This is a genomic window from Streptomyces sp. ME19-01-6, assembly GCF_033793745.1.
Classification (GTDB): Bacteria; Actinomycetota; Actinomycetes; order Streptomycetales; family Streptomycetaceae; genus Streptomyces.
In genome coordinates, this window is sequence record NZ_JARAXF010000004.1 from 359,455 (window position 1) to 383,080 (window position 23,626).

Below are 23,626 nucleotides of genomic sequence, written 5' to 3' on the forward strand. Positions count from 1 at the left end.
CCCCTCTTCCGTACGTATCGCTCATGCGTACTATCGTCGGCCGTCCGTGTCGTCCGTGTCGTCCGTCTCGACCTTGCCGTCCGTCGCCGCACCGTGGACCTGGAGCTCTTCCCCGTGACCGTGAAACCGACGATCACCGAATCCCGTGTGCGCGCGGTGCGCGCCGCCTTCCTCCGCCGCCCCACGCTCTTCGCGGCGGCGTTCTGCCTGCTGTCCTTCACCGGCTTCTGGATCGCACAGCGCGCCGCCCATGTGTCCATGGCCGACCTGATGGTCTACCGCGCCGAGGGCTGGTCCGTGCGCAACGCGATGGACCTGTACGACATGCGGGCCACCGTGCACAACCTGCCCAACACCTACCCCCCGTTCGCCTCACTCCTCTTCACCCCGCTGACCTTCCTGAGCACCGGGCTCATGCGGACGCTGGCGACGGCGTTCAACCTCGCCCTGATGGTCGCGCTCGTCCACCTGGCGCTGCGCCTGATCGGCCGCCCGCGCGTGGTGCCCCGGCCGGCGGCCGCGCTGTCCCTGGCCGCGGTCGGTGTGTGGTGCGAGCCGGTGTGGACGACGCTGCGCTACGGGCAGATCAACCTGCTGGTCACCGTCCTGGTGCTGTGGGACCTGACCCGGCGGGCCGGCCGCCGCGGCTACCGCTGGGCCGGCGTGGGCACGGGCATCGCGGCGAGCATCAAGATCACCCCGGCGCTCTTCGTGGTCTTCCTCGCACTGGCCGGGCTGATCGAGGGGGTGCGGCGGCTGCGGTCCGAGGGCCGGTTCCGGAACGAGCACCTGCGCCGCGCGGCCGTGGCCACCGGGGCGTTCGTCACCACCGTCGCCCTGTCCGGCCTGGCCCTGCCGCACGACTCACACCGCTACTGGACCGAGATCCTGTTCGCGACCGACCGGCCGGGCGATGTCGAGGGCGCGGGCAACCAGAACCTGCGCGGCGTCCTCGCCCGCCTTCTGCACACCTCCGACCCGGGCCTGTGGTGGCTCGCCGCGGCCGCCCTGTTCGCCTGCGCGGGCCTGGCCACCGCGGTCGCCGCCCAGCTCGCCGAGGGCCGGCTGCCCGGCAACCGGGCGTGGGCGGCCGTCGCCTGCGGCGTGACCGCCCTCATGATCAGCCCGATCTCCTGGTCCCACCACTGGGTGTGGGCGGTGCCCATGGTGCTGCTGCTGGGCGCGGAGGCGCTGCGCCGCCGCACCGCGCGGTGGAGGTGGCTCACGGCGGTGACCGCCCTGCTGTTCTGCTCGTTCATGATGTGGTACGTGCCACACGACCTGCCGCAGCGCGTGGAGCTGCACCAGAACCCCGGCCAGATGCTGCTCACCGCGGTCTACCCGATCATCGGCGTGGTCTTCCTCGCCGTCGCCGGGCTGCTGACCATACGGGCCCTGCGCACCCGGCGCCCGCACATCCCCGACGGCCGCGCCCCGCGGCGCACCGAGCCGAGCTACGCGCGGGGGTAGCGGGCCAGCCAGGCGGGGGCGGAGGTCGCCGGGCCGTGCAGGGCCGGGCCCTGCGTCATCTCCATCGCGAAGTCGTCGGCCAGCTCCAGGATCGTGCCGCGCCCCTCCAGCTCCGCCAGCCACGCGGGGGGCAGCGCGGTCTCGCCGTGCAGCGTGCCCAGGAGGTTGCCGCACACCGCCGCCGTGGAGTCGCTGTCCCCGCCGTGGTTCACGGCGAGCAGCAGGCCGTGGTACACGTCCTCGGCGACCAGCGCGCAGTACAGCCCGATGGCCAGGGCCTCGTCGCCGGTCCAGCCCTCCCCCAGGGACGCCACCCGCTCGGGCGTGGGCAGCCCCTGCCGTACGGCGCCGAGCGCGTACCGCAGCGCGTCGGTGGTCTCCTCGTGGCCGGGACGGGTGGCCAGATGGGCCAGCGCCCGCTGCACCGCCCCGTCCAGCGCGTCGCCGCGCGCGAGCCCGTGCACGATCAGGGCGAAGGCCCCGGCGGACAGATAGCCGGTGGGGTGCCCGTGGGTCTGCGCCGCGCACTCGATGGCCAGCTGGAACACCAGCTGCGGCTCCCAGCCCACCAGCAGCCCGAAGGGCGCCGAGCGCATGACCGCGCCGCACCCCTTGGAGTCGGGGTTCTTGGGGCTGTCCAGGGTGCCCATGGTCTCGTCCGCCAGCCCGGTCAGACAGGCCCGGCCGGGTGCCCGCTGGGCGTACAGCCACTCCTCGCGGGCCAGCCAGCCCGCGTCCTCCCGCCGCTCGTCGGGCCCCCAGTCGCGCTGGGTGGCGTACCAGCGGCGGTGCGCGGCGTGGATGTCGGTCGGCGGGTGCCAGGCGCCGGTGTCGCGCCGTACCTGCGCGCGTATCAGCCCGTCGACGGTGAAGAGCGTCATCTGGGTGTCGTCGGTGATGCGGCCGCGCCGCCCGTACGCCGGGACGAAGTCCGTGACGCCCTCCAGGCCGTGCTCCGCGCGGATGTCGGCGAGCGAGGAGAACTCGACCGCCGCGCCCAGGGCGTCCCCGATCGCACCGCCGAGCAGACAGCCGCGCACCCGGCTGCGGAAGTCCTGCTGCTCGGCGCGGCCCCATACGCCGGTCGCCGCACTGGTGGTTGCCGTCACGACCTCGCCCCTTTCCCTCGATGCACGCACGGCCAGAGGACTGCCTTCGCACTGTAATAGACACCGAATGATCGCCTTCAGCCCGCCGATGATTGTGAAGGCGTCAACACGGAGGGCACCACGGAGCGCCTCATTCCAAATCCGTCGAAGCACAGGGTCGCAGCACACGATCGCAGCACACGAAAGAGGCCGGGCCCGGACTTCCGGGCCCGGCCTCCTCGGGCCGTGCGGCGATGGGGCCGGCGTGGTGCTAGCCGACCGGCTTCCTGATGACCTCGATGACGCTCGCGAAGCCGTCACCACCACGCCCGTCCGCGATCGCGCGCCCCATCAGGTCCCGCACGGCCGCGAGCGGCCCGGAGTCCAGGCCCCGGCTCTCGCTCGCCTCCAGAATGTGATCGACGCCGACCGCCTCCATCCCCAGATTGCCCAGATCCCCCGGATAGCTGTTGGTGTCGACACCGTCCGCCACCTGATCCGCCATTGCGGGCAACAGGGCGAAGAACTCCTTGATGTACGGCAGGAATTCGTTCGCCGTCACCTTGTCGGCGCCCACCATCGCGAGCGAATGCACCATGGCGGCCATGCTGGAATAGAAGACATTGAGCAGGGCCAGATCGTACAGCGGCGCGACCCCATGGTCCGCGCCGAGATACCGGCTGTTGCCGCCCAGCGCCTTCAGCGTCGCCTCATGCGCCTCGAACACCGCCCGCGACCCGCTGTAGAAGAGCAGCGCCTGCGGCGAGCCGATGACCGGGGTCGGCACCATGATCGCCCCGTCGAGGTAGTCGACGCCGTGCTCCGCCGCCCACGCGGCGGCCTCACGGGCCCGCTCGGGGGTGTCCGAGGTGAGGTTGACCAGCGCCCGGCCCGCCAGCTCCGCCCGCAGCGGCCCGAGGATCGCCTGACTCGCCTCGTAGTCCACGACGCACACCACCACCAGCTCCCCCGCCACCACCGCCTCGGCGGGCGTCTTCGCCCGCACCGCACCGCGGGCGACGAGGGCGTCGGCCTTGTGAGCGGAGCGGTTCCATACGGTCGTGGGATGGCCGGCCGCCAAGAATGCCCCGGCCAGCGCCTGGCCCATCGCGCCAAGACCGATGACCGTCACCGGCGTACGATTTTCGCCTGCCATGACAGCACCACCTATTTCTTGTTTCTTGCTTTCGAGTCCGTGACAAATCCCCCGCGCGCGCCGGGCTCTCATCGATCCTGTTATCCGCTGGGCCCAAACTCAAGTACCCACAAAAAAGTGCGTACTTACCCCCAGGTATGCGAGAACACGGCCACCCGCTACGTTGACCCGCATGTTCGATGAGAGTTTCTATGATCTGGCCTTCGGAGTGGACCCGGGCGGAGCCCGCAAGGACGCCCATTTCATCAGCGCCACCCTGGACGAGGTGAAGCGCGACCTGGCGTCGGAACTCACCGAAGGGATCAGCCTGTACCTGCTGTGCCGGTACGGCGCACGCCTGACGCTGGACGTCTACCAGCAGGGGGAACTGACGGAGTCGATAGACCTCCACCCCTTCATCACCATCTCCGTCAAGGGCTATCCGGACATCACCTTCGCGGGCCCGGGCGAACCGGTCGGCTACGACTTCCGAGGCGACGAGGAAGACGAAGACGACGACTTCGAGGATGACGACGACTTCGAGGACGAGGAAGAAGACGACCAGGACAACCTCGCCGACCGGATGTTCGCGGACGACCTCGGCGACACGGTCAAGGTCTCGGTCGACTGGGACCGCATCCCCGTGCCCTCGCTCATCGGCGAGACCGTGGGGCCGGACGTCGAAGCCGTACTCCTGACCGGGAATCGCCTCGCCGCGTACGGCTACCAGGACTTCGAGGAGTAGCCCGACGGCACTGTCAACCTTCGGTTGACACTCCTCGGGGTGTCAACCTAGGGTTGCCTCATGACGAATCCAGTCGGCCCGACGGCCGCCGTCCGCCTCGACGACCTGATCGAGGCCATCAAGAAGGTCCACCCCCAGCCCCTCGACCAGCTCTCCGACGCGGTCATCGCCGCGGACCACCTCGGTGACGTGGCCGACCACCTGATCGGCCACTTCGTCGACCAGGCGCGCCGCTCGGGCGCCTCCTGGAGCGAGATCGGCACGAGCATGGGCGTCACCCGGCAGGCGGCCCAGAAGCGGTTCGTCCCCAAGGACCCGGGCGAGCTGTCCGCCCTCGACCCCAACCAGGGCTTCGGCCGCTACACCCCCCGGGCCAAGAACGTCATCATGGCCGCGATGAACGAGGCCCAGGCTGCCCGCAACTCCGACATCCGCCCCGAACACCTGCTGCTCGGCCTCCTCGTCGAGCCCGAAGGCCTCGCCGCCAAGGCGATCACCGCCCAGGACGTGCTCCTGGACACCGTCCGCCAGGCCGCCACCGCGGCCCTGCCACCCGCGGCCGACGAGGTCCCCGACCTCATCCCGTACGACGCGGCCTCCCGCAAGGTCCTGGAGCTCACCTTCCGCGAGGCCCTGCGGCTCGGCCACAACTACATCGGCACCGAGCACATCCTGCTTGCCCTCCTGGAGCACGAGGACGGCTCGGGCGTCCTGGCCGGCCTCGGCATCGACAAGGCGGCCGCCGAGGCGAACATCGCCAAGGCGCTGGCCGAAGTACTGAAGGCCCAGTCCCAGGACTGACCTCACCACTTCACGAAGCGCCGGGCCCGGAGATCGGCATGTTCAGCGGCTGGGCGCGCAGCCGCTGAACAGGTCGTCCTCGGGGAACGTGACCTCGACGTCGGAGCGAACCAGGTGGTACTCCTCGGTGGGCCAGACCTGCCGTTCGTCATAGCGGCCTTCCATTGGGTGAAGTCCACCAGGTGGCGAAGATGACCGTCACCAACTACTTCCCGCGCAAGGAAGACCTCGCCCTCGACTACCACGACCGAGTACCTGGCCGCCGTCGAGCGCCACGACGCCGTGATCGGCCTGGCGGGCCGCGGCAACCAGGAGATCGCCGCCTCCGCGACCCGCTCGGCCCGCCAGGTCTTCGGCCTGCTGGAGGCGTCCTTGGCCGACTACGCGGTGCGCTGAGAAAGCAGTTGCGTCCATCGCCTGACGCACGGCAAGGTGCGGTGCTGCGAAAGGAGTTGCTGTGCTGCCTTCTGAGGCCCCTGTCATCAGAGAGATTCCCGTGACGGACAAGGAAGCCGGCCCCTACGGCATCGCGGCCGGCCCTGACGGTGCCCTGTGGATCACCTTCGTCCACAGCGGTCGCATCGCGCGCCTCACCCTCGATGGCGAACTCACGGAATATCCCCTGGACTCGCCCCAGTGCCGTCCCATGATCATCGCTCCCGGGCCCGACGGCGCACTGTGGTTCACCCGGTCCCAGGACCACCGAATCGGCCGCATCACGGTCGACGGCGAAACCGAAGCCTTTCGCATCCCGACACCCGACAGCGCACCCTTCGGTATCACCGCCGGTCCGGACGGCGCGATGTGGTTCACACAGATGAACACCGACCGCATCGGCCGCGCCACCGGCAAGGGAGAGATCACCGAGTTCGCCCTTCCCGTAGCGGGCGCCTTCCCCTCAGCGATCACCGCAGGCCCTGACGGAGCCCTCTGGTTCACGCTCAACCAGGCGAACGCGATCGGCCGCATCACCGTCGACGGCGACATCACCCTGCACCCCCTGCCCACCCCCGGCGCCGCGCCCGTGGGCATCACCACTGACGGCACCGCCTTGTGGTTCGTCGAGATCGCGGCGGGCCAGATCGGCAGGATCTCGGTGGACGGCGGCGAAATCGAGGAGTTCCCGCTTCCCGACCGCACGGCCAAACCCCACGCCGTCGTCGCGGCCTCCGCCGGGGACTGCTGGTTCACCGAGTGGGGAGCCAATCGCCTCGGTCACATCACCGCGACCGGCGAAATCGCGGAATACGACCTGCCGTCACCGTCGTCCGAACCACACGGCATCGCGGTGGGCCCCGACGGTGCGCTCTGGGCGGCTCTTGAGACGGGCGCGGTCGCACGGCTGACGCCGTAGCCCCGGGCGGGCAGTCCGTCCCACACGGCGATCGGCCTGTCCACGGGCCCCAGACGCCGGCTTGGTGATGACGGCCGCCGTCGAGGCCCCGCGCTGGGGGCCCGACAGCGAATGACGTCAGGCGAACCGGCTGACGTCGTCGAAGTCGGTGGAGGCCGACAGCTCGGCCCATGCCAGCATGTCGCGCTCGAAGGCGTCGCGTCCGGCCTGGACGAGCCGAAGCGCGTCGGTGCCGAGGAGCAGGCGCGTCGGCGGCTGGTCGGCCGCCACGATTCGCAGCACCGCGGCCGCGGCCTTGTCCGGGTCGCCCGGCTGGCGCCCGCTGCCGTGGATGCGCCGGGCGCGCAGCGGCTCGAACAGCTCGTCGTAGTCGGCGATCACACGGGGTGCGCGGATCATCGAGCGGCCGGCCCAGTCGGTCCGGAAACTGCCCGGCTCGACGGCGGTGACATGGATGCCGAAATCGGCGACCTCCTTGCCGAGCGTTTCGAGGATGCCCTCCACCGCGAACTTGCTGCCGTGGTAGAAGCTGAGGCCCGGCATGGTGATCAGCCCGCCCATCGAGGTGACGGCGATGATGTGGCCCGAACGGCGCTCCCGCATGTGCGGCAGCACGGCCTTGATCACCGCCACGGTTCCGTAGACGTTCACCTCGAACTGACGGCGAAGGTCATCCATCGACGACTCCTCGAAGAGGCCATCATGGCCGTACCCGGCGTTGGCGACGAGTACGTCGACCGGGCCCAGGTCGCGCTCGGTCTCGTCCACGACCGTGTCCACCGCGTCATGGTCGGTCACGTCCAGGATGCGGGCGTGCGCGTCGCCGGCGAGCGCCTCAAAGGCCCGTGCGTCGGCGGGCGTGCGCACCGTGCCCACCACCCGGTGGCCCGCGGCCAACGCCGCGCACCCGAGTGCGCGGCCCAGGCCGGTGCTGACGCCGGTGATCAGGAATGTCTTGGTGTCCGACACAGGAGTTCCCTTCGTACGATGCCAACAGAGGCCGACCGGGGCGGTGAGAGCCCCGGTCGGTCTCGACACGTTCCACTTCAGCACCGGAATCGGCTGCTGACCGACTTCCGGGGGGCCCGCTTCGCCCCGGGGACAGCCGGACCGGGGGACTGCCAGTCCCCCTTTCACGGGCCGTCGGGGCGATCTGGGGCCCTATCGTGAACGGCATGGACCGCAACGCAGCTCTCGGTGAGTTCCTCCGCTCTCGGCGGGCGCGGATCACCCCGCGCCAGGCGGGCCTGTCCGACGACGGCGGCTCTCGGCGAGTGCCAGGACTGCGCCGCGAAGAGATCGCGCAACTGGCGGGCGTGAGCGTCGACTACTACGTACGCCTGGAACGCGGACGCCGACTGAACGTCTCCGAGACCGTGCTGGACGCCATTTCCCGCGCGCTGCGCCTCGATCCCGTCGAACGCACCCATCTGTTCCAGCTCGCCAAGCCCGCCGCAGGCAGGCCCCGCCGCACGGCGACACGTCCGCAGCCGGTCCGCCCGGGGCTGCGCGACCTGCTCCGGATTCTCGAGCACACCCCCGCCCTTGTGCTGGGGCGGCGACTGGACGTACTTGCGTCCAACCACATGGCACGTGCGCTGCTCACCGACTTCGACGCGCTGCCGCACCGCGAGCGGAACCTGGTGCGGTTCATGTTCTGCGACGAGACCGCCCGCTCGCTGTATGCCCACTGGGACACCCACGCCCAGGACATTGTCGCCTCGCTCCGGCGCGACGCCGGACGCCATCCCCACGATCCACTGCTGGCCGAACTCGTCGGCGAACTCTCGATCACGGACGAGGACTTCCGCCGCTGGTGGGCCGACCAGAACGTGTATCGGCACACGCATGGCAGCAAACACTTCCACCACCCGATCGTCGGCCCGCTCACCCTCAATTACGAGTCCCTCACCCTGCCCGCCGACCCGGACCAGCGGCTGAGTGTCTACACCGCCGAGGAAGGCTCCAGCTCCGAAGAGGCGCTTCGGCTACTGGCCGCGTGGATACGGCAGCCCGAGACCTCGCACGGACAGCACGCAGATCATTAGACGCCCGCCGGTCCGCGAGGGTCGGCCATAGTGGCTGCGTCCCATCAGGCGCGGTACGGGCAGCGTCCTATCCTGTGGGCGCGCTGGTAGAACTCCGCCATGACGTATCGATTCGTGGCCCACGCCGCCGAAGGAGAGCTGGACGCCGAGGGCGACTACATCGAGGCCGGCGTCTCGGAGGGCGCGGACGGCACCGGCTTCGTCCTGTTGTTCATGTGCGGCGCCGCGGAGCCGGACGGGCAGGACGTGGCTTGGGGTTTCGACACGCACTGCGTGGTCACGGCCGACCAGGGCACGGCGTATGGGTGCGTGCGGGAGGCGGTGCTGGAGGGCAAGGTCCTCCGGGTCCGTCTGGAGCCTTCGGTGCTGGACGCGCTGGGGCTGGGGGACGCGGAGATCGAGGCGATGCTCGACGCGCCGGTCGAGGACACCGCCCGGTTCCTGGATGCCCTGCGGCGGGTGTTGGCATACGGCCGCCCGGACGCGCTGCCCGCGCGCGTCGTGCTCTGACGAGTCGGCGGCCAGGCGTATCGTCCCCGCCATGCGTTGTGCGATATGCGGGTCCGGTCGGCTGAGCCCGGTCGGGGAGCTCACCTCGTCCGACTCGATGCAGAAGCGGCTGCGGCTGAAGTTCGCCCGCCCGGGGGCGCTCAAGGCGCGGCCGACGTTCCATGCCGGGTTCGCGCGGGCGTGCAGGGACTGCGGGGCGCTGCTGCCGTTCCTCGGCGAGGGGGACAGGCGGCGGCTGGACGCGGAGGCCGATGGGTTGTCGGGGGTCGAGGGCGGCCCGGGAGACGCGTGATGATCTCACCGCGGGTGCTGATGGTGCGCAACGCCGAGCGCAGCGGGCCGGGCCGGCTGCTGCCGTGGCTGCGGGACGAGGGGCTGGACGTGGTGGAGCTGGCGGGGGCCGAGGCCCCCGCCCATCCGGCCGGGTACGACGCCGTCGTGCTGCTCGGGGGCGGGTTTCTGCCGGACGACGACGCCCACGCGCCGTGGCTGCCGGCTCAGCGCGACCTCACGCGCCGGGCCGTGGTCGAGGGGGTGCCGTTGCTCGGGATCTGTCTGGGGGCCCAGGTGCTGGCGGTGGCGGAGGACGGCATGGTGGAGGGGTCGTACGGGGTGCCGGAGCGCGGTTCGTGCGCCGTCGAGTTGCGCGAGGAGGCCGGAGGGGACCGGCTGCTGGCGGGGCTGCCGCGGCGGTTTCGCGCCATCCAGAACCATCGCGACCAGATCACGCGCCTTCCGCCCGGCTCGGCCCACTTGGCGCAGAGCGACGCGTGCCCGGTGCAGGCCTTCCGGGTCGGGGGGTGTGCCTGGGGCGTCCAGTTCCACCCCGAGGCCGGCGCGGACCGGCTCGACGGCTGGGACGAGGCGGCGCTGGCCGAGAAGGGGCTCGATCTGGCCGCCCTGCGCGCCGAGGCGCAGGCGGCGGAGCCCGGGGCGACGGATGCCGCGCGCCGGCTGGCGGCCAACTTCGCCGCCGTCGTGCGGGCCCACGCCTGAATTCGTAGTGAGTTTGGGACAGCGACACGCCATGGCGTCGGCGTGTCGCTGTCCCAAACTCACTACGAAGTCCCTGATATGGGGCAGCGCCCTCAGTCGCCCAGCACCGGCAGCAGCTCCGGCAGGTGCCCGTCCGAGGCCAGGGCCGCCGCCTGGCGGTCGGGCGGGACCTCGCCGTAGGTGGTGGTGCGGGGGCGGGCCGGGCGGGCGGCGGATTCGGCGATGGCGACGAGGTCCTGGATGGAGCGGTACGAGCCGTAGGAGGAGCCCGCCATGCGGGAGATGGTCTCCTCCATCAGGGTGCCGCCCAGGTCGTTGGCGCCGGAGCGGAGCATTTCGGCCGCGCCCTCCGCGCCCAGCTTGACCCAGCTGGTCTGGATGTTGGGGATGTGCGGGTGGAGCAGGAGCCGGGCCATGGCGGTGACGGCGCGGTTGTCGCGGGCGGTGGGGCCGGGGCGGGCGATGCCGGCGAGGTAGACGGGGGCGTTGGTGTGGATGAAGGGGAGGGTCACGAACTCGGTGAAGCCGCCCGTCTCCTGCTGGATCTCGGCGAGCAGCCGCAGATGGCCCAGCCAGTGCCGGGGCTGGTCGACATGGCCGTACATCATCGTGGAGGAGGAGCGGATGCCCAGCTCGTGGGCGGTCTTGATGACCTCGACCCAGGTGGCGGTCGGGAGCTTGCCCTTGGTGAGGATCCAGCGCACCTCGTCGTCGAGGATCTCGGCGGCGGTGCCGGGGATCGTGTCGAGGCCGGCTTCGCGCGCGGCGGTCAGCCATTCGCGGATGGACAGGCCGGTGCGCGTCGCGCCGTTGACGACCTCCATCGGGGAGAAGGCGTGGACGTGCATCCCGGGCACGCGCTCCCTCACGGCGCGCGCGATGTCGAAGTAGGCGGTGCCGGGCAGGTCCGGGTGGATGCCGCCCTGCATGCACACTTCGACCGCGCCGACGTCCCAGGCCTGCTGGGCGCGGTCGGCCACCTGGGACAGCGAGAGGGTGTAGGCGTCGGCGTCGGTGCGGCGCTGGGCGAAGGCGCAGAAGCGGCAGCCGGTGTAGCAGACGTTGGTGAAGTTGATGTTGCGGGTGACGATGTATGTGACGTCGTCGCCGACCGTGGCGCGGCGCAGGTCGTCGGCGATGCGGCACAGCGCGTCCAGCGCCGGGCCGTCGGCGTGGAGGAGGGCCAGCGCCTCGGGGTCGGTGAGCCGGGTGGGGTCGTCGGCGGCGACGGACAGGGCGGCGCGGACATCCGCGTCGATACGTGAGGGGACCATGCCGGGCGCCGCCGCCTCGCGCAGGGCCTCCCAGTCGCCGTACACCTCGTCGAAGTCGTCGCGGCGGTCGCCGGCGCGGCCCTCGGTGTCGATGGTGCGGTGCAGGTCGGTGCGGCCTGAGGCGGTGAAGCCCTCGTCGGGCTCCTGCCAGGGCAGGCCGACCGGAGCTGCGTCCTCGCGGGCCAGGCCGGTGGCCGGGTCGGCCAGGGCGCTGACGTGGGGCAGCAGCCGGGGGTCGAGCCAGGGCTCGCCGCGCTGTACGAACTCGGGGTACACCGCGAGCCGTTCGCGCAGCCGGAAGCCGGCGGCGGCCGAGTGCTCGGCGAGCTCGTCCACCTGCGGCCAGGGGCGCTCGGGGTTGACGTGGTCGATGGTGAGCGGGGAGACGCCGCCCCAGTCGTCGACGCCGGCGCCGATGAGCCGCGCGTACTCCCCCTCGACCAGGTTGGGCGGCGCCTGGATACAGGCGGCGGGGCCCAGGATGTGGCGGGCGACGGCGACGGTGGCGACGAGCTCGTCCAGCTCCGCGTCCGGCATGCCGCGCATCGCCGTGTCCGGCTTGGCGCGGAAGTTCTGGATGATGACTTCCTGGATGCCGTGGTAGGCGCGCGCCACGCGGCGCAGCGCGAACAGCGAGTCCGCGCGCTCCTCGTAGGTCTCCCCGACCCCGATCAGCAGCCCGCTGGTGAAGGGGACGGAGCTGCGCCCGGCGTCCTCCAGGACGCGCAGCCGCACGGCGGGCTCCTTGTCCGGGGAGCCGTAGTGCGGGCCGCCGGGCTCGCTCCACAGCCGCTCGGCGGTGGTTTCCAGCATCATCCCCATGGAGGGGGCGACGGGCTTGAGCCGCTGGAAGTCCGTCCAGGTCATGGCGCCGGGGTTGAGGTGCGGCAGCAGCCCGGTCTCTTCCAGGACGCGGATCGAGATGGCCCGTACGTACGCGATGGTGTCGTCGTAGCCCTCGGCCTCCAGCCACTCGCGGGCCTCGGGCCAGCGGTCCTCGGGGCGGTCCCCGAGGGTGATGAGCGCTTCCTTGCAGCCCAGTTCGGCCCCGCGCCGGGCGATGGCGAGGACCTCGTCGGGGGACATGAACATCCCGTGGCCGGCGCGGCGCAGCTTGCCGGGGACGGTGGCGAAGGTGCAGTAGTGGCACTTGTCCCGGCACAGGCGGGTCAGCGGGATGAAGACGCTGCGCGAGTACGTGATGACCCCGGGGCGGCCCGCGGCCTCCAGGCCGGCGTCGCGGACCCGGGCCGCCGAGGCCGTCAGGTCGGCGAGGTCCGCCCCGCGCGCCTGGAGCAGAACGGCCGCCTCGGCGGTGTCCAGCGCCACGCCCCCGCGTGCGCGTTTGAGCGCGCGGCGCATGGCGTTGGCGGTGGGGGCAGCCTGGGCGGACGGCTCGGATCCCTGCGCACTCGTGGTCATTCTCCGAGCATACGAGGGACATATCGACTGGGGTTGTGGGTCTCCTCACGGCCGTTCGGGCCCGCGGGCGGGAATACGGAGGCCGGCTCCGTCACAAGTACTGGGCGAAGGCGGCGAGCGTCCGCAGGACCTCCCGCTCCCCGCCCGCCGGGAGCTGCACCACGACCTCCTCGATCCCCAGGTCCGCGTAGTGCGCGAGTTTGCCGGGCGCCGGCCGCACCGCGTACGGCACCACCTCCAGCGCCGCCGGGTCCCGGCCCGTCTCCCGCCACACCCGGCGCAGCGCCGGGAGGGCCTCGGTCAGGCCGCGGCCGCCGATCGGCAGCCAGCCGTCCGCGTAGTCGGCGATGTGCTCGAAGAGCCGGGGCCCGGCCGCGCCGCCGATCAGCGTGCGCGGCCCGGGCAGACCGGTCACGGGACCGGCCCCTTCCCGGGCCCGCAGCGGCTTGGGGTGTGCGGAGCTGGCGCGCACCGAGCCGTACGCGCCGTCGTAGGCCGTCGGCTCCTCGGCCCACAGCGCGCGCATCAGCGCCATCCGGTCCCGTACGAGCCGCCGCCGGCTGCGCCAGTCGACGCCGTGGTCGGCCGCCTCCTCCACGTTCCAGCCGAAGCCGATGCCGAAGGTGAACCGGCCGCCGGAGAGGAAGTCGAGGGTGGCGACCCGCTTGGCGAGCGCGATGGGGTCGTGCTGCGCGACCAGCGCGATGCCGGTGCCCAGGGCGAGCCGCTCGGTGACCGCGGCGGCCTGGCCGAGGGCCATGAACGGGTCGAGCGTGCGGCCGTACTGACGCGGCAGCGGCTCGCCCATCGGGGCGGGGGTGTCGCGGCTGACGGGGATGTGAGTGTGCTCGGGGAGATAGAGCCCGGCGAAGCCGCGCCGCTCCAGCTCGCGGGCGAGCCAGGTGGGGCCTACGGTCTCGTCCGTGAGGAAGATGGTGGTCGCGATCCGCATGGCGGGCTGCACCTCCGCGTGGGCCGGATGTGGCTGCGCGTATGTTCCCTCACGGCCATCGAGTTATCCACAGGCCTTTCCGTACGTGTCACTCCCGCGTACAACGGTGTGAGCGCTGGTGACGGACGGCACGACGGCCACAGGGGGCACTCATGCAGCGACGCGAGGTACTCAGACTCTCCGCTCTGGCGGGTGCGGCGGGCGTGCTGACACTCGATCCGGTGACCTTCGCCCATGCGGAGGAGCGCGACGGCGGGTCCGGCAGCGAGCGGACGAAGACGGTCACGGGCCATCTGCCCACCGGCTCCCCCGACTTCGTCTATCTGCCGGTGAACATTCCTGGCGGAGTCCGCGAGATCGCCGTCTCGTACTCGTACGACAAGCCGACGGTCCCGGCCGGCACCCAGGGAAACGCCTGCGACATCGGCATCTTCGACGAGCGCGGCACGGATCTCGGCGGGCGCGGCTTCCGTGGCTGGTCGGGCGGCGCCCGCACCGAGTTCGCGATCAGCGCCGAGCAGGCGACGCCCGGGTATCTGGCGGGGCCGGTCAAGGCGGGCACCTGGTATGTCGTGCTCGGCCCGTACACGGTGGCTCCGCAGGGGCTCGACTACCACGTCACGGTCACGCTGCGGTTCGGCGAGCCGGACGAGACGCCGAAGCCGGTTTTCCCGCCGCAGCGGGCCAAGGGGCGCGGCCGGGCCTGGTATCGGGGCGACTCCCATCTGCACACGGTCCACTCCGACGGCAAGCGCACCCCGGCCGAGGTGGCCGCCGCCGCCCGGGCCGCCGGGCTCGACTTCATCACCACCACCGAGCACAACACCACCTCCTCGCACAGGGCTTGGGAGGGGCTGTGGGGCGATGACCTGCTGATCCTCACCGGCGAGGAGATCACCACGCGCAATGGCCATGTGGTGGCCCTCGGCACCGACCCGGGCGTCTTCATCGACTGGCGCTACCGCGCCCGGGACAACGCCTTCGGGAAGTACGCCCGCAAGGTCCGGCAGGCGGGCGGCCTGGTCATCCCGGCCCATCCGCACGGCACCTGCGTCGGCTGCAACTGGAAGTTCGGGTTCAACGACGCGGACGCGGTCGAGGTGTGGAACGCGGACTTCACCCCGGACGATGAGGTCACGGTGCAGGAGTGGGACAACACCCTGGTGGCCGCCGCCCGCGGCGACGGCCGCTGGCTCCCGGCCGTGGGCCACAGCGACGCGCACCGTGAGCCCCAGGTCGTCGGGTTGCCGCAGACGGTGGTGCTCGCCGACGACCTGTCGCGCACGGCGATCCAGGACGGCATACGGGCCGGGCGCTGCTGGATCGCGGAGTCGTCGGCGATCGACCTCTCCTTCGAGGCGGTCGGCGGCCGCGGGGAGCACGCGGGCATCGGCGAGCGGCTGAAGGTCGGCCGGCAGGACGAGGTGACGGTCCGGCTGAAGGTCTCCGGCGTCGGCTCGGGCTGCGCGATCCGGCTCATCACCGACCAGGGCCAGCTCTACGGCACGGCGGTCCCCGACTCCGGGTCGGCCACCGCCGAATGGCGTACGACGGCGTCCTACGCGGCGTATGTACGGGCCGAGGTGCGCCACGCCCCGGCGGACGGCGGCGCGTCCGGGATACCGGGCCCGATGGTGGCGATGACGAACCCGATCTGGCTGGGCAAGCGGTAGTGGGCTCGCGGGGGCCCGGGGGCTCCCGCGGGCCCGGGGGCTCCCGGCGGCTCCTGCGGACTACCGGGGGCCGGGGGCCCGGGCACCCGGTAGTCCGGCGACCCGACGGCCCGGCGGCCCGGCGGCCCGGCCCAGGGACCCGGGGCCCGCAGCCCGAGACCCGAAGCCCGAGACCCCAGGCCCGGGGCCCCCGGGCCGTCGGGCCGTAGGGCGTGGCCTCGGGGGGCCGCACCGGCAGCGCGAGGGCACGGGCTACGGCGAGGGGGCCGGGCGTGCGCGGTACGCCGCGCGGACGCGGCGGCCGCCGTCCACGACGAGGTCCGCGCCGGTGATCCAGGACGCCTCGTCCGAGAGCAGCCAGCGGACCGCCCGCGCCACGTCCTCCGGCTCGCCGATACGGGCCAGGGGGAGGGTGGCCGCGATGGATGGCTCGTCTGGCTCCCAGACGAAGCGGGCCATCTCCGTGCGGATCAGCCCCGGGGAGACGGCGTTGACGCGGACGGAGGGGGCGAGTTCGGCGGCGAGTTGCCGGGTGAGGCGGAGGAGGGCGGTTTTGGTGGTGCCGTAGGCGCCGACGCCCGGGCCGACGCCGTGGGTGCCCTCGGTGCAGATGTTGACGACCGCGCCGCCGTGCTCGCGCATCCATCGCCGCCAGGCCGCCTGGACCAGCCGGAGCGGGGCCTCCACATTGACCGTGAAGGCCGTGCGCCAGGCGAGCGGGTCCGCGGCCATCAGCGGGCCGAGCGGGGCGTTGGTGGCGGCGTTGTTGACCAGGACGTCGAGGCGGCCGAACGCCGCGAGGGTGCGGGACACGGCCTCTTCGAGGTGGGCCGGGTCCGCTACGTCGCCTGGGCACGCGATGGCTCGCGGGCCCAGGCGGCGTACGGCGTCGGCCAGCCCCTTCGGGTCGCGCGCCGTCACGCACACCGCCGCCCCGGCCTCCGTCAGCGCCTCCGCCACGGCCAGGCCGATGCCGCGGGAGGCGCCCGTGACCAGAGCGGCGCGGCCCGCGAGGGCGGCGTGTACGCCACCGGGCCCGCCCTCCGGCGTGACGGCTCCGGCAGGGCCGGCGGGCCCGCCGGTACCGCCGGCCGCCCCGCCGGTACCGCTGCCCGGCCCACCCGTAGCGCTCACCACCGGGTCAGCCCTTCGTGCTCACCGTCTCCGTATCGCGCCCCGACCGCAGGACCTTCCCCGGGAGCGCGCCCGTGACCTGGTCGTCCCGGATGGTCTCGACGCCGCCCACCCGCACGCCCACGATGCCGATCGCCCGCGAGTCCAGCCGGGGGCTGTCCCCCGGCAGGTCGTGCACCAGGGTCGCCTGGCCCGCGTCGATCCGCTCGGGGTCGAAGAGCACCAGGTCCGCGTGGTAGCCCTCGGCGACGCGGCCGCGCTCCCGCAGGCCGAACAGCCGGGCCGGGTCGTCGGTGAGCATCCGCACCGCCCGCTCCAGGCCGACCAGCCGCCGCCCGCGCAGGCAGTCCCCCAGGAAGCGGGTGGTGTACGGCGCTCCGCACATCCGGTCCAGGTGGGCCCCGGCGTCCGAGCCGCCGAGCAAGACGTCCGGATGCTCCCAGGTCTGCCGCCGCAGCTCCCAGCTCGCCGGGTCGTTGTCGGTCGGCATCGGCCACAGCACCGTACGGAGTTCGTCGGCGGCGCAGATGTCCACCAGGCAGCCGAAGGCGTCCGTCCCGCGCTCGGCGGCGATGTCCCGTACGACGCGCCCGGTCAGCCCGGCGTTGGCCGGGGAGTAGGTGTCGCCGATGACGTAGCGCTCGAAGTTGGCCAGCCGCCGGAAGACCCCGGCCTCGGGGCTGAGGGCGCGGCGCAGCATCTCCTCGCGTACGGCGGGGTCGCGGAGCCTGACGATCCGCTCGGGGACCGGCAGCCCGAGGATGTCGCCCCACCCGGGGATGAGGTTGAGCGCGCAGAAGGTGCCCAGCGACATGTTCATGGGGGTGAGGATCGGCATGGTCAGCGCGACGATGCGGCCGCCCGCCTCACGGGCCCGCTCGCTCGCCTCCAGCTGCCGCGGCACCCGCTCCGGGACGGCCGCGTCGATGGTGAGGACGTTCCAGTTGAGCGGCCGCCCGGCGGCCGTACTCATCTCCACCAACAGGTCGATCTCGTCGTCCGAGAACCGGTCGAGACAGCCCGCGACGATCGCCTCGATCTGTGTTCCCTCGTGTTCGCCCACCGCCCGCGCCAGCGCGATCAGCTCCTCGGGCCGGGCGTGGCGGGAGGCCACCGGCTTGCGGTCGCCGTCCGAGTGGGTGGAGGACTGGGTGGTGGAGAGCCCCCAGGCCCCGGCGTCCATGGCCGCGTGGAGGAGCCGCAGCATCTCGTCCAGCTGCGCGGCCGTGGGCTGTCCGCCGATCGCGTCGGGGCCCATCACATGGCGGCGCAGCGCGCAGTGCCCCACCATGAACCCCGCGTTGACGGCGATCCGCCCGTCCAGCGCGTCCAGGTACTCGCCGAAGGTGTGCCAGTTCCACGGCGCCCCCTCCTCGAGCGCCACCAGCGACATGCCCTCGACCTTGCTCATCATCCGCCGGGTGTAGTCGGCGTCCTCGGGGCGCTCCGGGTTGAGCGGGGCGAGGGTGAAGCCGCAGTTGCCGCCCGCGACGGTGGTCACGCCGTGGTTCAGGGAGGGGGTGGCGTACGGGTCCCAGAACAGCTGCGCGTCGTAGTGCGTATGCGGGTCGACGAACCCGGGCGCCAGCACCAGACCCGTCGCGTCCTCGACGCTCCGTGCCTGTTCCGTCACGGTGCCGGGCTCGGCGATGACCGCGATGCGCCCGTCCCGCAGACCGACGTCGGCGACGTACGAGGGCGTGCCGGTGCCGTCCACGACGGTCGCGGCGCGTATGAGGTGGTCGAGCACGGTGGTTCTCCCTTCACGCTCGTTCTGCTGAGTCGCGGGTCATGCTCAGTCGCGGGCCGCCTGGCGGAAGCGGGTCGTCCGGTGCACCGGGTCGGTGTCGATCTTCGGGATGACGTGCTCGCCGATCAGCTTGATCGTGTTCATGGTGTCCTCGCGGCCGATCCCGATCGGCAGCCCGAAGGACAGCTGGTCCGCACCCGCCTGCTCCCACCGCTTGCACTGCCGGAAGACCTCGTCCGGGTCGCCGCAGATCATCAGCTCCTCGGCGATCAGCAGCTCGATGATCTCCTCGGTGTACTCGGGCAGCAGCTCGGGCCACTCCGGAATGCCCTCCGGCCGCGGGAAGGTGTCGTGGTAGCGGAAGAGCAGCGACTGAAGGTAGTTGAGCCCGCCGCCCACCGCGATCTCGACCGCCTTGGCGTGGGTCTCCGCGCAGATCGCCGTGGACGTCACCATCACGTTGTCGTTGACGAAGCCGCCGACCGGCTCGGCCTCCTTGACGGCGTTCTTGTACGAGTCGAGGACCCACTCCATGTCGGAGACCTTCTGGATGGAGAAGCCGAGCACGCCGAGCCCCTTCTTCCCCGCCATCGCGTACGAGGGCGGCGACCCGGCGGCGTACCACATGGCCGGGTGCGAGGCCCCGTACGGCTTCGGCAGCACCTTGCGCGGCGGCAGCGACCAGTGCGTACCCGTGAACCCCTGGTACTCGTCCTGCAGCCACATCTTGGGGAACTCGGCGATCGTCTCTTCCCAGATCTCCTTGGTGTGGTTCATGTCGGTCACGCCCGGCAGGAACCCGAGGATCTCGTGGCTGCCCGCCCCGCGCCCCGAGCCGAACTCGAAGCGGCCGCCGGAGAGGTGGTCGAGCATGGCGACCTTCTCGGCGACCTTGACGGGGTGGTTGACCTGGGGCAGCGGGTTGAAGATCCCCGAGCCCAGGTGGATCCGCTCGGTCGCGTGCGCGAGGTAGCCGAGGAAGACGTCGTTGGCCGACAGGTGGGAGTACTCCTCCAGGAAGTGGTGCTCGGAGGCCCACGCGTATTTGAAGCCCGACCGGTCCGCCTGGATGACGTACTCGGTCTCCTCGATCAGTGCGTGGTGCTCGGCCTCCGGGTCGGCCTCCTGCCGACTCCTGGGCACATATCCCTGCACAAAGAGTCCGAATTCCATGGAGGGTCACCGCCTCAGTTTCTATCTGACGCTCCGTCAGATTCTGCTTGACTCTGACACCACGAGGTTTGACCGTCAAGGGCCGCCCCCATAGGGCCGCCGGACGAGGCGGTCAGAAGACCGAGACCCCCGCCAGCCATCCGCCGTCCACGACGAACGGCTGGCCGGTGATGTACGAGGAGTCGTCCGAGGACAGGAACAGCGCCAGCCGGGCGACCTCCTCCGGCCGTCCGATCCGCCCGAGCGGCACCAGCTTCTTGTAGAGCTCGTCCACCGCCGCCGACGCCTCGGCCAGGTCGGCCCCGGGGTCGAGCTGGGCGGGGTTGGTCATCGGGGTGTCGATCGCTCCGGGGCACATCGCGTTCACCCGGATCCCCTTGGGGGACAGCTCCATCGCGGCCACCCGCGTCATCCCGACGACGGCCGCCTTGGTCGCGGCGTACGAGGTCAGAAAGGCCATGCCGGACAGCGCCACATACGAGGCGGTGTTCACGATCGTCCCGCCGCCGGCCGCCTCCAGCTCCGGCGCCACCGCCCGCATCCCGAGGAACGCCCCGACCTGGTTGACCTGGACGACCGCCAGATACTCCTCGAGCGGGGTGCTCACCAGTTCGTTGAAGCGCAGGATGCCCGCGTTGTTGACCAGCCCGTCGACCGCGCCGAAGGAGTCCTTGGCGGCCGAGACGGCGGCGGCCCAGTCCTCCTCCCGCCCCACGTCCAGGTGGAGGTACCGGGCCGCCTCCCCCAACTCCTTGGCCAGCGCCTCGCCCTGCTCGTCCAGCACATCGCCGAGCAGGACCCGCGCGCCCTCGGCGACGAACAGCCGCGCCTCCTGCTCGCCCTGTCCGCGTGCCGCACCCGTGATGATGACGACCCGCCCGTCCAGCTTGCCCATTGCGCCTCCTAGCCCTTGAGATGCGGTCAGTCATTGAGATGCGGAGCGACATCGGCGGCGAAGGCCGCCATCTGGTCGATCAGCTCGGCCCGGTCGCGGCAGCGGAACCGCACCTGAATCTGGTCCACCCCCATCGCCGCGTACGCGCGCAGCGACTCGGCGAGCCGGTCCGGTTCGCCGGTCAGCGTCCGCCGGCCGACCTCCCAGCCGGGGGCGCCCACGTACAGGGGCTCCGCGATGGCCCCGATCTCGGCGGGCTCCGCGCAGTCCGGATCGTGCCGGGCGGCCCGCTCGCGCAGCTCCCGCAGCCGGGCGAGCTGCCCCGGCAGCCGGTCCCGCGGATCGCCCTGCGGCAGCCAGCCGTCCCCGCGCACCGCCGCCCGGCGCACCGCCGCGGCCGAGGACCCGCCCACCCAGATGGGCGGCCGCGGCGTCTGTACGGGGCGCGGGGCCTGCCCGAGCCCGGTGAACGCGAACCGCTCGCCGCGGAACTCGGGGAACGCCTCCGGCCCCAGCGCGGCCTTCAGCGCGTCGATCGTCTCGTCCAGGAGGGCGCCGCGCGCGGTGAAGTCCACCCCGAGCGCCTCGAACTCCTCCTGTACGTGCCCGGCCCCGACCCCCAGGATCAGTCGCCCGCCGCTGAGGTGGTCGAGCGTGGCGTACTGCTTGGCGGTCAGCAGCGGGTGCCGAAGCGCGGCGACCGCGACATGGCTGAGCAGCCGCACCCGCTCGGTGGCGGCGGCCAGGTAGGCGAGGGTGGCCACCGGGTCGTACCAGACGGTGCCCATGGCGTCGGCCAGCCGTCTGGGGATCGCGACGTGGTCGCACACCGCGATGTAAGCGAAGCCGAGCCGGTCGGCGGCGCGGGCGATCTCGACGAGATCGGCGGGGCCGGCCCGCACCTCCCACGACTCGGCGTACAGAGTGGACTGCGACTGGATCGGAAGCTGGATTCCGTAGCTCAGCCGCCCTTGGGGCAGGATGCGCACGCCGCCGCCTCCTTCGCGGTCGACCGCGTTACTGATGGACCGCCATCGTCGTATCTGACGGTCCATCAGACAAGAGGGCGGGAGCCCGCCGTCCCCAGTTCTTCTTCGGCGCCCCGGAGCCGTACCTCAGATCTTCGGGCGCACCTCGATCGCCACCTGGTCATAGGCCCCGTACGAGATCCACTCGGTGCCCATCAGCAGAATCACCCAGGACCCGCCACGCTCCCAGACCAGGCACTGGTCGGCGTCGTCGGGCTTGACGGTCCCCTCGGGCAGCGGCTCACCGAGCCGCTCGCGCAGCAGCCGCGCGGCGCGCTCGTACTCCGCCTGGAAGTCCTCGACGGTGGCGTCCGGCCGACAGTCGGACCGGCTGAAGAAGGGGCCGAACTCCCTGTCCCAGCCTTCCGGGTCCTCGGGGTCGGTGAAGTAGGCGAAGGGCATCAGGACGGAGCAGTCCGTACGGCACTCCGCGTGCTCGCACACCACCTCGCGGCCGTCCCGGCAGCCCGGCCACTCGCCGAGCACCAGCCACCACTCGTCCACGCCCTCCTCACCGGCGATCGGCCACGGCTCGTACCAGCCGATGACAGCCTCGCCGTCCTCCCCCGTCACATGCCAGCCGTTGCGCACGAAGGCGTCCTCGTACGCCTCGAGGCTCCACGGCAGGTCCGCGAGCTCGATCATCCGGTCCACCAGGTTGCCATCGAGGGGCCACACGGTCATCGCCATGGCGGGCACGCTACCGAGGCGCCCCGGGGGAGAGACGGCGGGGTGTCGCGGGTGGGCGGGGGCGCGCTCAGGCCCCGGGCCCGGCCCAGAGGCCGTCCTCCGTGAGCCCCAGCAGTTCGATCGCGTTGCCGCGCACGATCCGCTCCACGACGTCCTGCGGCAGATGCCCCATCTGGGCCTCGCCGACCTCCTTCGACTTGGGCCAGGTCGAGTCGGAGTGCGGGTAGTCCGTCTCGTACAGGACGTTGCCCACCCCGATGGCGTCCAGGTTCCGCAGCCCGAAGGCATCGTCGAAGAAGCACCCGTACACATGCTCCGCGAACAGCTCGGACGGCGGCCGCAGCACCTTGTCGGCCACCCCGCCCCAGCCGCGGTTCTCCTCCCAGACCACGTCGGCGCGCTCCAGGATGTATGGGATCCAGCCGATCTGGCCCTCGGCGTACATGATCTTCAGATGGGGGAATCGGTCCAGTTTGCCGCTCATCAGCCAGTCGACCATCGAGAAGCAGCAGTTGGCGAAGGTGATGGTGGAGCCGACCGCCGGGGGCGCGTCCGCCGAGGTCGAGGGCATGCGGGAGGACGAGCCGATGTGCATGGCGATCACCGTCCCGGTCTCGTCGCAGGCCGCGAAGAAGGGGTCCCACGCGTCGGTGTGGACCGACGGCAGCCCGAGGTTCGGCGGGATCTCCGAGAAGCAGACGGCCCGCACCCCGCGCGCGGCGTTGCGGCGCACCTCGGCGGCGGCCAGCCCGGCGTCCCACAGCGGGATGAGGGTGAGCGGGATCAGCCGCCCCTGCGCCTCGGGCCCGCACCACTCCTCCACCATCCAGTCGTTGTACGCGCGCAGCGCGAGCAGGCCGAGCTCGTGGTCCTTGGCCTCGGTGAAGGTCTGCCCGCAGAAGCGGGGGAAGGTGGGGAAACAGAGGGCGGACTGGACGTGGTTGACGTCCATGTCCGCGAGCCGGTCGGGCACGGAGAAGGAGCCCGGCCGCATCTGCTCGTAGGTGATGGCCTCGAGTTTGACCTCGTCCCTGCTGTATCCCACGGCGGTGTCGAGGCGGGTGAGCGGCCGGTGCAGATCCTCGTACACCCACCAGTCCGCGATCGGTCCGTCGTCGCCGGGGGCGCCCATCTTCGGGGCGAACTTGCCGCCGACGAAGGTCATCTCCTTCAGGGGCGCCCGGACGACGCGCGGGGCGATGTCGCGGTACTTCGACGGGAGGCGGTCCCGCCAGACGTGAGGGGGTTCGACCGTGTGGTCGTCCACCGAAATGATCCTCGGGAAGCTCTCCATGCCTGTCACGGTAGCGCCGATCTGACGGCACGTCAGCTACCGCGACACAGGCATACGCGTCCCCGCGACCCGGCGGCGACGGACGTGCCGACCGAGCCCGCGACGGGCGCTCGTTGATGGCTCAATTACGTCGTAGGACTTGCGAGTTACGACAGCCTGGAGTGTTCATTTGCCGTAGCGAGCATCACCCGAAG

General features: G+C 71.8%; 22 protein-coding genes. 9 read left to right on the forward strand and 13 right to left on the reverse strand.

Annotation, left to right across the window (positions count from 1 at the left end):
* Positions 1–114 precede the first annotated feature (114 nt).
* Entirely contained in the window at positions 115–1,470 is a 1,356-nt protein-coding gene (locus tag PV419_RS11595) for a glycosyltransferase 87 family protein (RefSeq protein ID WP_319687884.1), read from the forward strand.
* Here PV419_RS11595 and PV419_RS11600 read toward each other — a convergent pair.
* Positions 1,455–2,579, reverse strand: a complete 1,125-nt coding sequence (locus PV419_RS11600; RefSeq protein ID WP_319687885.1) for an ADP-ribosylglycohydrolase family protein — start codon at positions 2,577–2,579, stop codon at positions 1,455–1,457. The genes PV419_RS11595 and PV419_RS11600 overlap by 16 nt on opposite strands.
* 250 nt (positions 2,580–2,829) lie before the next feature.
* Positions 2,830–3,714, reverse strand: coding sequence for an NAD(P)-dependent oxidoreductase (locus PV419_RS11605; protein ID WP_319687886.1), 885 nt, complete (start codon positions 3,712–3,714; stop codon positions 2,830–2,832).
* 172 nt (positions 3,715–3,886) lie between these two features.
* Between PV419_RS11605 and PV419_RS11610 the strand changes: the two genes are divergently transcribed.
* Together PV419_RS11610 and PV419_RS11615 are read left to right on the forward strand one after the other, a co-directional pair.
* The gene (locus PV419_RS11610; RefSeq protein ID WP_319687887.1) at positions 3,887–4,438 is read left to right on the forward strand and encodes a hypothetical protein; all 552 of its coding nucleotides are present in this window, start codon (positions 3,887–3,889) and stop codon (positions 4,436–4,438) included.
* Positions 4,439–4,498: 60 nt separating this feature from the next.
* Positions 4,499–5,239, forward strand: coding sequence for a Clp protease N-terminal domain-containing protein (locus PV419_RS11615; protein WP_319687888.1), 741 nt, complete (start codon positions 4,499–4,501; stop codon positions 5,237–5,239).
* A 42-nt stretch (positions 5,240–5,281) separates the two neighbouring features.
* Here the strand turns inward: PV419_RS11615 and PV419_RS11620 are convergent, their stop codons facing one another.
* Complete coding sequence (locus tag PV419_RS11620) at positions 5,282–5,404, reverse strand: hypothetical protein (protein WP_319687889.1); 123 nt, start codon at positions 5,402–5,404, stop codon at positions 5,282–5,284.
* Positions 5,405–5,696: 292 nt separating this feature from the next.
* Between PV419_RS11620 and PV419_RS11625 the strand changes: the two genes are divergently transcribed.
* A complete protein-coding gene (locus tag PV419_RS11625; RefSeq protein WP_319687890.1) occupies positions 5,697–6,593 on the forward strand; it encodes a virginiamycin B lyase in 897 nt (298 codons plus the stop codon).
* A gap of 117 nt (positions 6,594–6,710) precedes the next feature.
* Here the strand turns inward: PV419_RS11625 and PV419_RS11630 are convergent, their stop codons facing one another.
* Positions 6,711–7,562: an oxidoreductase gene (locus PV419_RS11630; protein ID WP_319687891.1), complete on the reverse strand. Its 852-nt coding sequence runs from the start codon at positions 7,560–7,562 to the stop codon at positions 6,711–6,713.
* A gap of 206 nt (positions 7,563–7,768) precedes the next feature.
* On the opposite strand from PV419_RS11630, the gene PV419_RS11635 reads away from it, so the two are divergent.
* From PV419_RS11635 to PV419_RS11650, 4 genes are all read left to right on the forward strand, one after another.
* Complete coding sequence (locus PV419_RS11635; protein WP_319687892.1) at positions 7,769–8,641, forward strand: helix-turn-helix transcriptional regulator; 873 nt, start codon at positions 7,769–7,771, stop codon at positions 8,639–8,641.
* Positions 8,642–8,740: 99 nt separating this feature from the next.
* A complete protein-coding gene (locus tag PV419_RS11640) occupies positions 8,741–9,151 on the forward strand; it encodes an Imm10 family immunity protein (protein WP_319687893.1) in 411 nt (136 codons plus the stop codon).
* A gap of 31 nt (positions 9,152–9,182) precedes the next feature.
* The gene (locus PV419_RS11645; RefSeq protein ID WP_319687894.1) at positions 9,183–9,443 is read left to right on the forward strand and encodes a hypothetical protein; all 261 of its coding nucleotides are present in this window, start codon (positions 9,183–9,185) and stop codon (positions 9,441–9,443) included.
* Positions 9,443–10,147 carry a type 1 glutamine amidotransferase gene (locus PV419_RS11650; RefSeq protein WP_319687895.1) on the forward strand — a complete coding sequence of 235 codons (705 nt, stop codon included), beginning with the start codon at positions 9,443–9,445 and terminating at the stop codon, positions 10,145–10,147. The genes PV419_RS11645 and PV419_RS11650 overlap by 1 nt, the downstream gene beginning before the upstream one ends.
* 92 nt (positions 10,148–10,239) lie before the next feature.
* On the opposite strand, the gene PV419_RS11655 is transcribed toward PV419_RS11650, so the two are convergent.
* Positions 10,240–12,843 carry a bifunctional FO biosynthesis protein CofGH gene (locus tag PV419_RS11655; protein ID WP_319687896.1) on the reverse strand — a complete coding sequence of 868 codons (2,604 nt, stop codon included), beginning with the start codon at positions 12,841–12,843 and terminating at the stop codon, positions 10,240–10,242.
* Positions 12,844–12,934: 91 nt separating this feature from the next.
* Positions 12,935–13,795 carry a TIGR03619 family F420-dependent LLM class oxidoreductase gene (locus PV419_RS11660; RefSeq protein WP_319687897.1) on the reverse strand — a complete coding sequence of 287 codons (861 nt, stop codon included), beginning with the start codon at positions 13,793–13,795 and terminating at the stop codon, positions 12,935–12,937.
* A gap of 152 nt (positions 13,796–13,947) precedes the next feature.
* Here PV419_RS11660 and PV419_RS11665 point away from each other — a divergent pair, with 152 nt between their 5' ends.
* Positions 13,948–15,468, forward strand: coding sequence for a CehA/McbA family metallohydrolase (locus PV419_RS11665; protein ID WP_319687898.1), 1,521 nt, complete (start codon positions 13,948–13,950; stop codon positions 15,466–15,468).
* A gap of 252 nt (positions 15,469–15,720) precedes the next feature.
* Here PV419_RS11665 and PV419_RS11670 read toward each other — a convergent pair whose 3' ends face one another.
* From PV419_RS11670 to PV419_RS11700, 7 genes are all read right to left on the reverse strand, one after another.
* Positions 15,721–16,605, reverse strand: a complete 885-nt coding sequence (locus PV419_RS11670; RefSeq protein ID WP_319687899.1) for an SDR family oxidoreductase — start codon at positions 16,603–16,605, stop codon at positions 15,721–15,723.
* A gap of 4 nt (positions 16,606–16,609) precedes the next feature.
* On the reverse strand, positions 16,610–18,352 hold the full coding sequence (locus tag PV419_RS11675) for a D-aminoacylase (protein WP_319687900.1): 1,743 nt from the start codon (positions 18,350–18,352) through the stop codon (positions 16,610–16,612).
* Between the two features lie 45 nt (positions 18,353–18,397).
* Positions 18,398–19,525, reverse strand: coding sequence for an LLM class flavin-dependent oxidoreductase (locus PV419_RS11680; protein ID WP_319687901.1), 1,128 nt, complete (start codon positions 19,523–19,525; stop codon positions 18,398–18,400).
* A gap of 112 nt (positions 19,526–19,637) precedes the next feature.
* Positions 19,638–20,420 carry a glucose 1-dehydrogenase gene (locus PV419_RS11685; protein ID WP_319687902.1) on the reverse strand — a complete coding sequence of 261 codons (783 nt, stop codon included), beginning with the start codon at positions 20,418–20,420 and terminating at the stop codon, positions 19,638–19,640.
* A gap of 26 nt (positions 20,421–20,446) precedes the next feature.
* On the reverse strand, positions 20,447–21,409 hold the full coding sequence (locus PV419_RS11690) for a TIGR03619 family F420-dependent LLM class oxidoreductase (protein WP_319687903.1): 963 nt from the start codon (positions 21,407–21,409) through the stop codon (positions 20,447–20,449).
* 126 nt (positions 21,410–21,535) lie between these two features.
* Entirely contained in the window at positions 21,536–22,138 is a 603-nt protein-coding gene (locus PV419_RS11695; RefSeq protein ID WP_319687904.1) for a hypothetical protein, read from the reverse strand.
* Positions 22,139–22,205: 67 nt separating this feature from the next.
* A complete protein-coding gene (locus PV419_RS11700) occupies positions 22,206–23,432 on the reverse strand; it encodes an amidohydrolase family protein (RefSeq protein WP_319687905.1) in 1,227 nt (408 codons plus the stop codon).
* Positions 23,433–23,626: the final 194 nt, after the last annotated feature.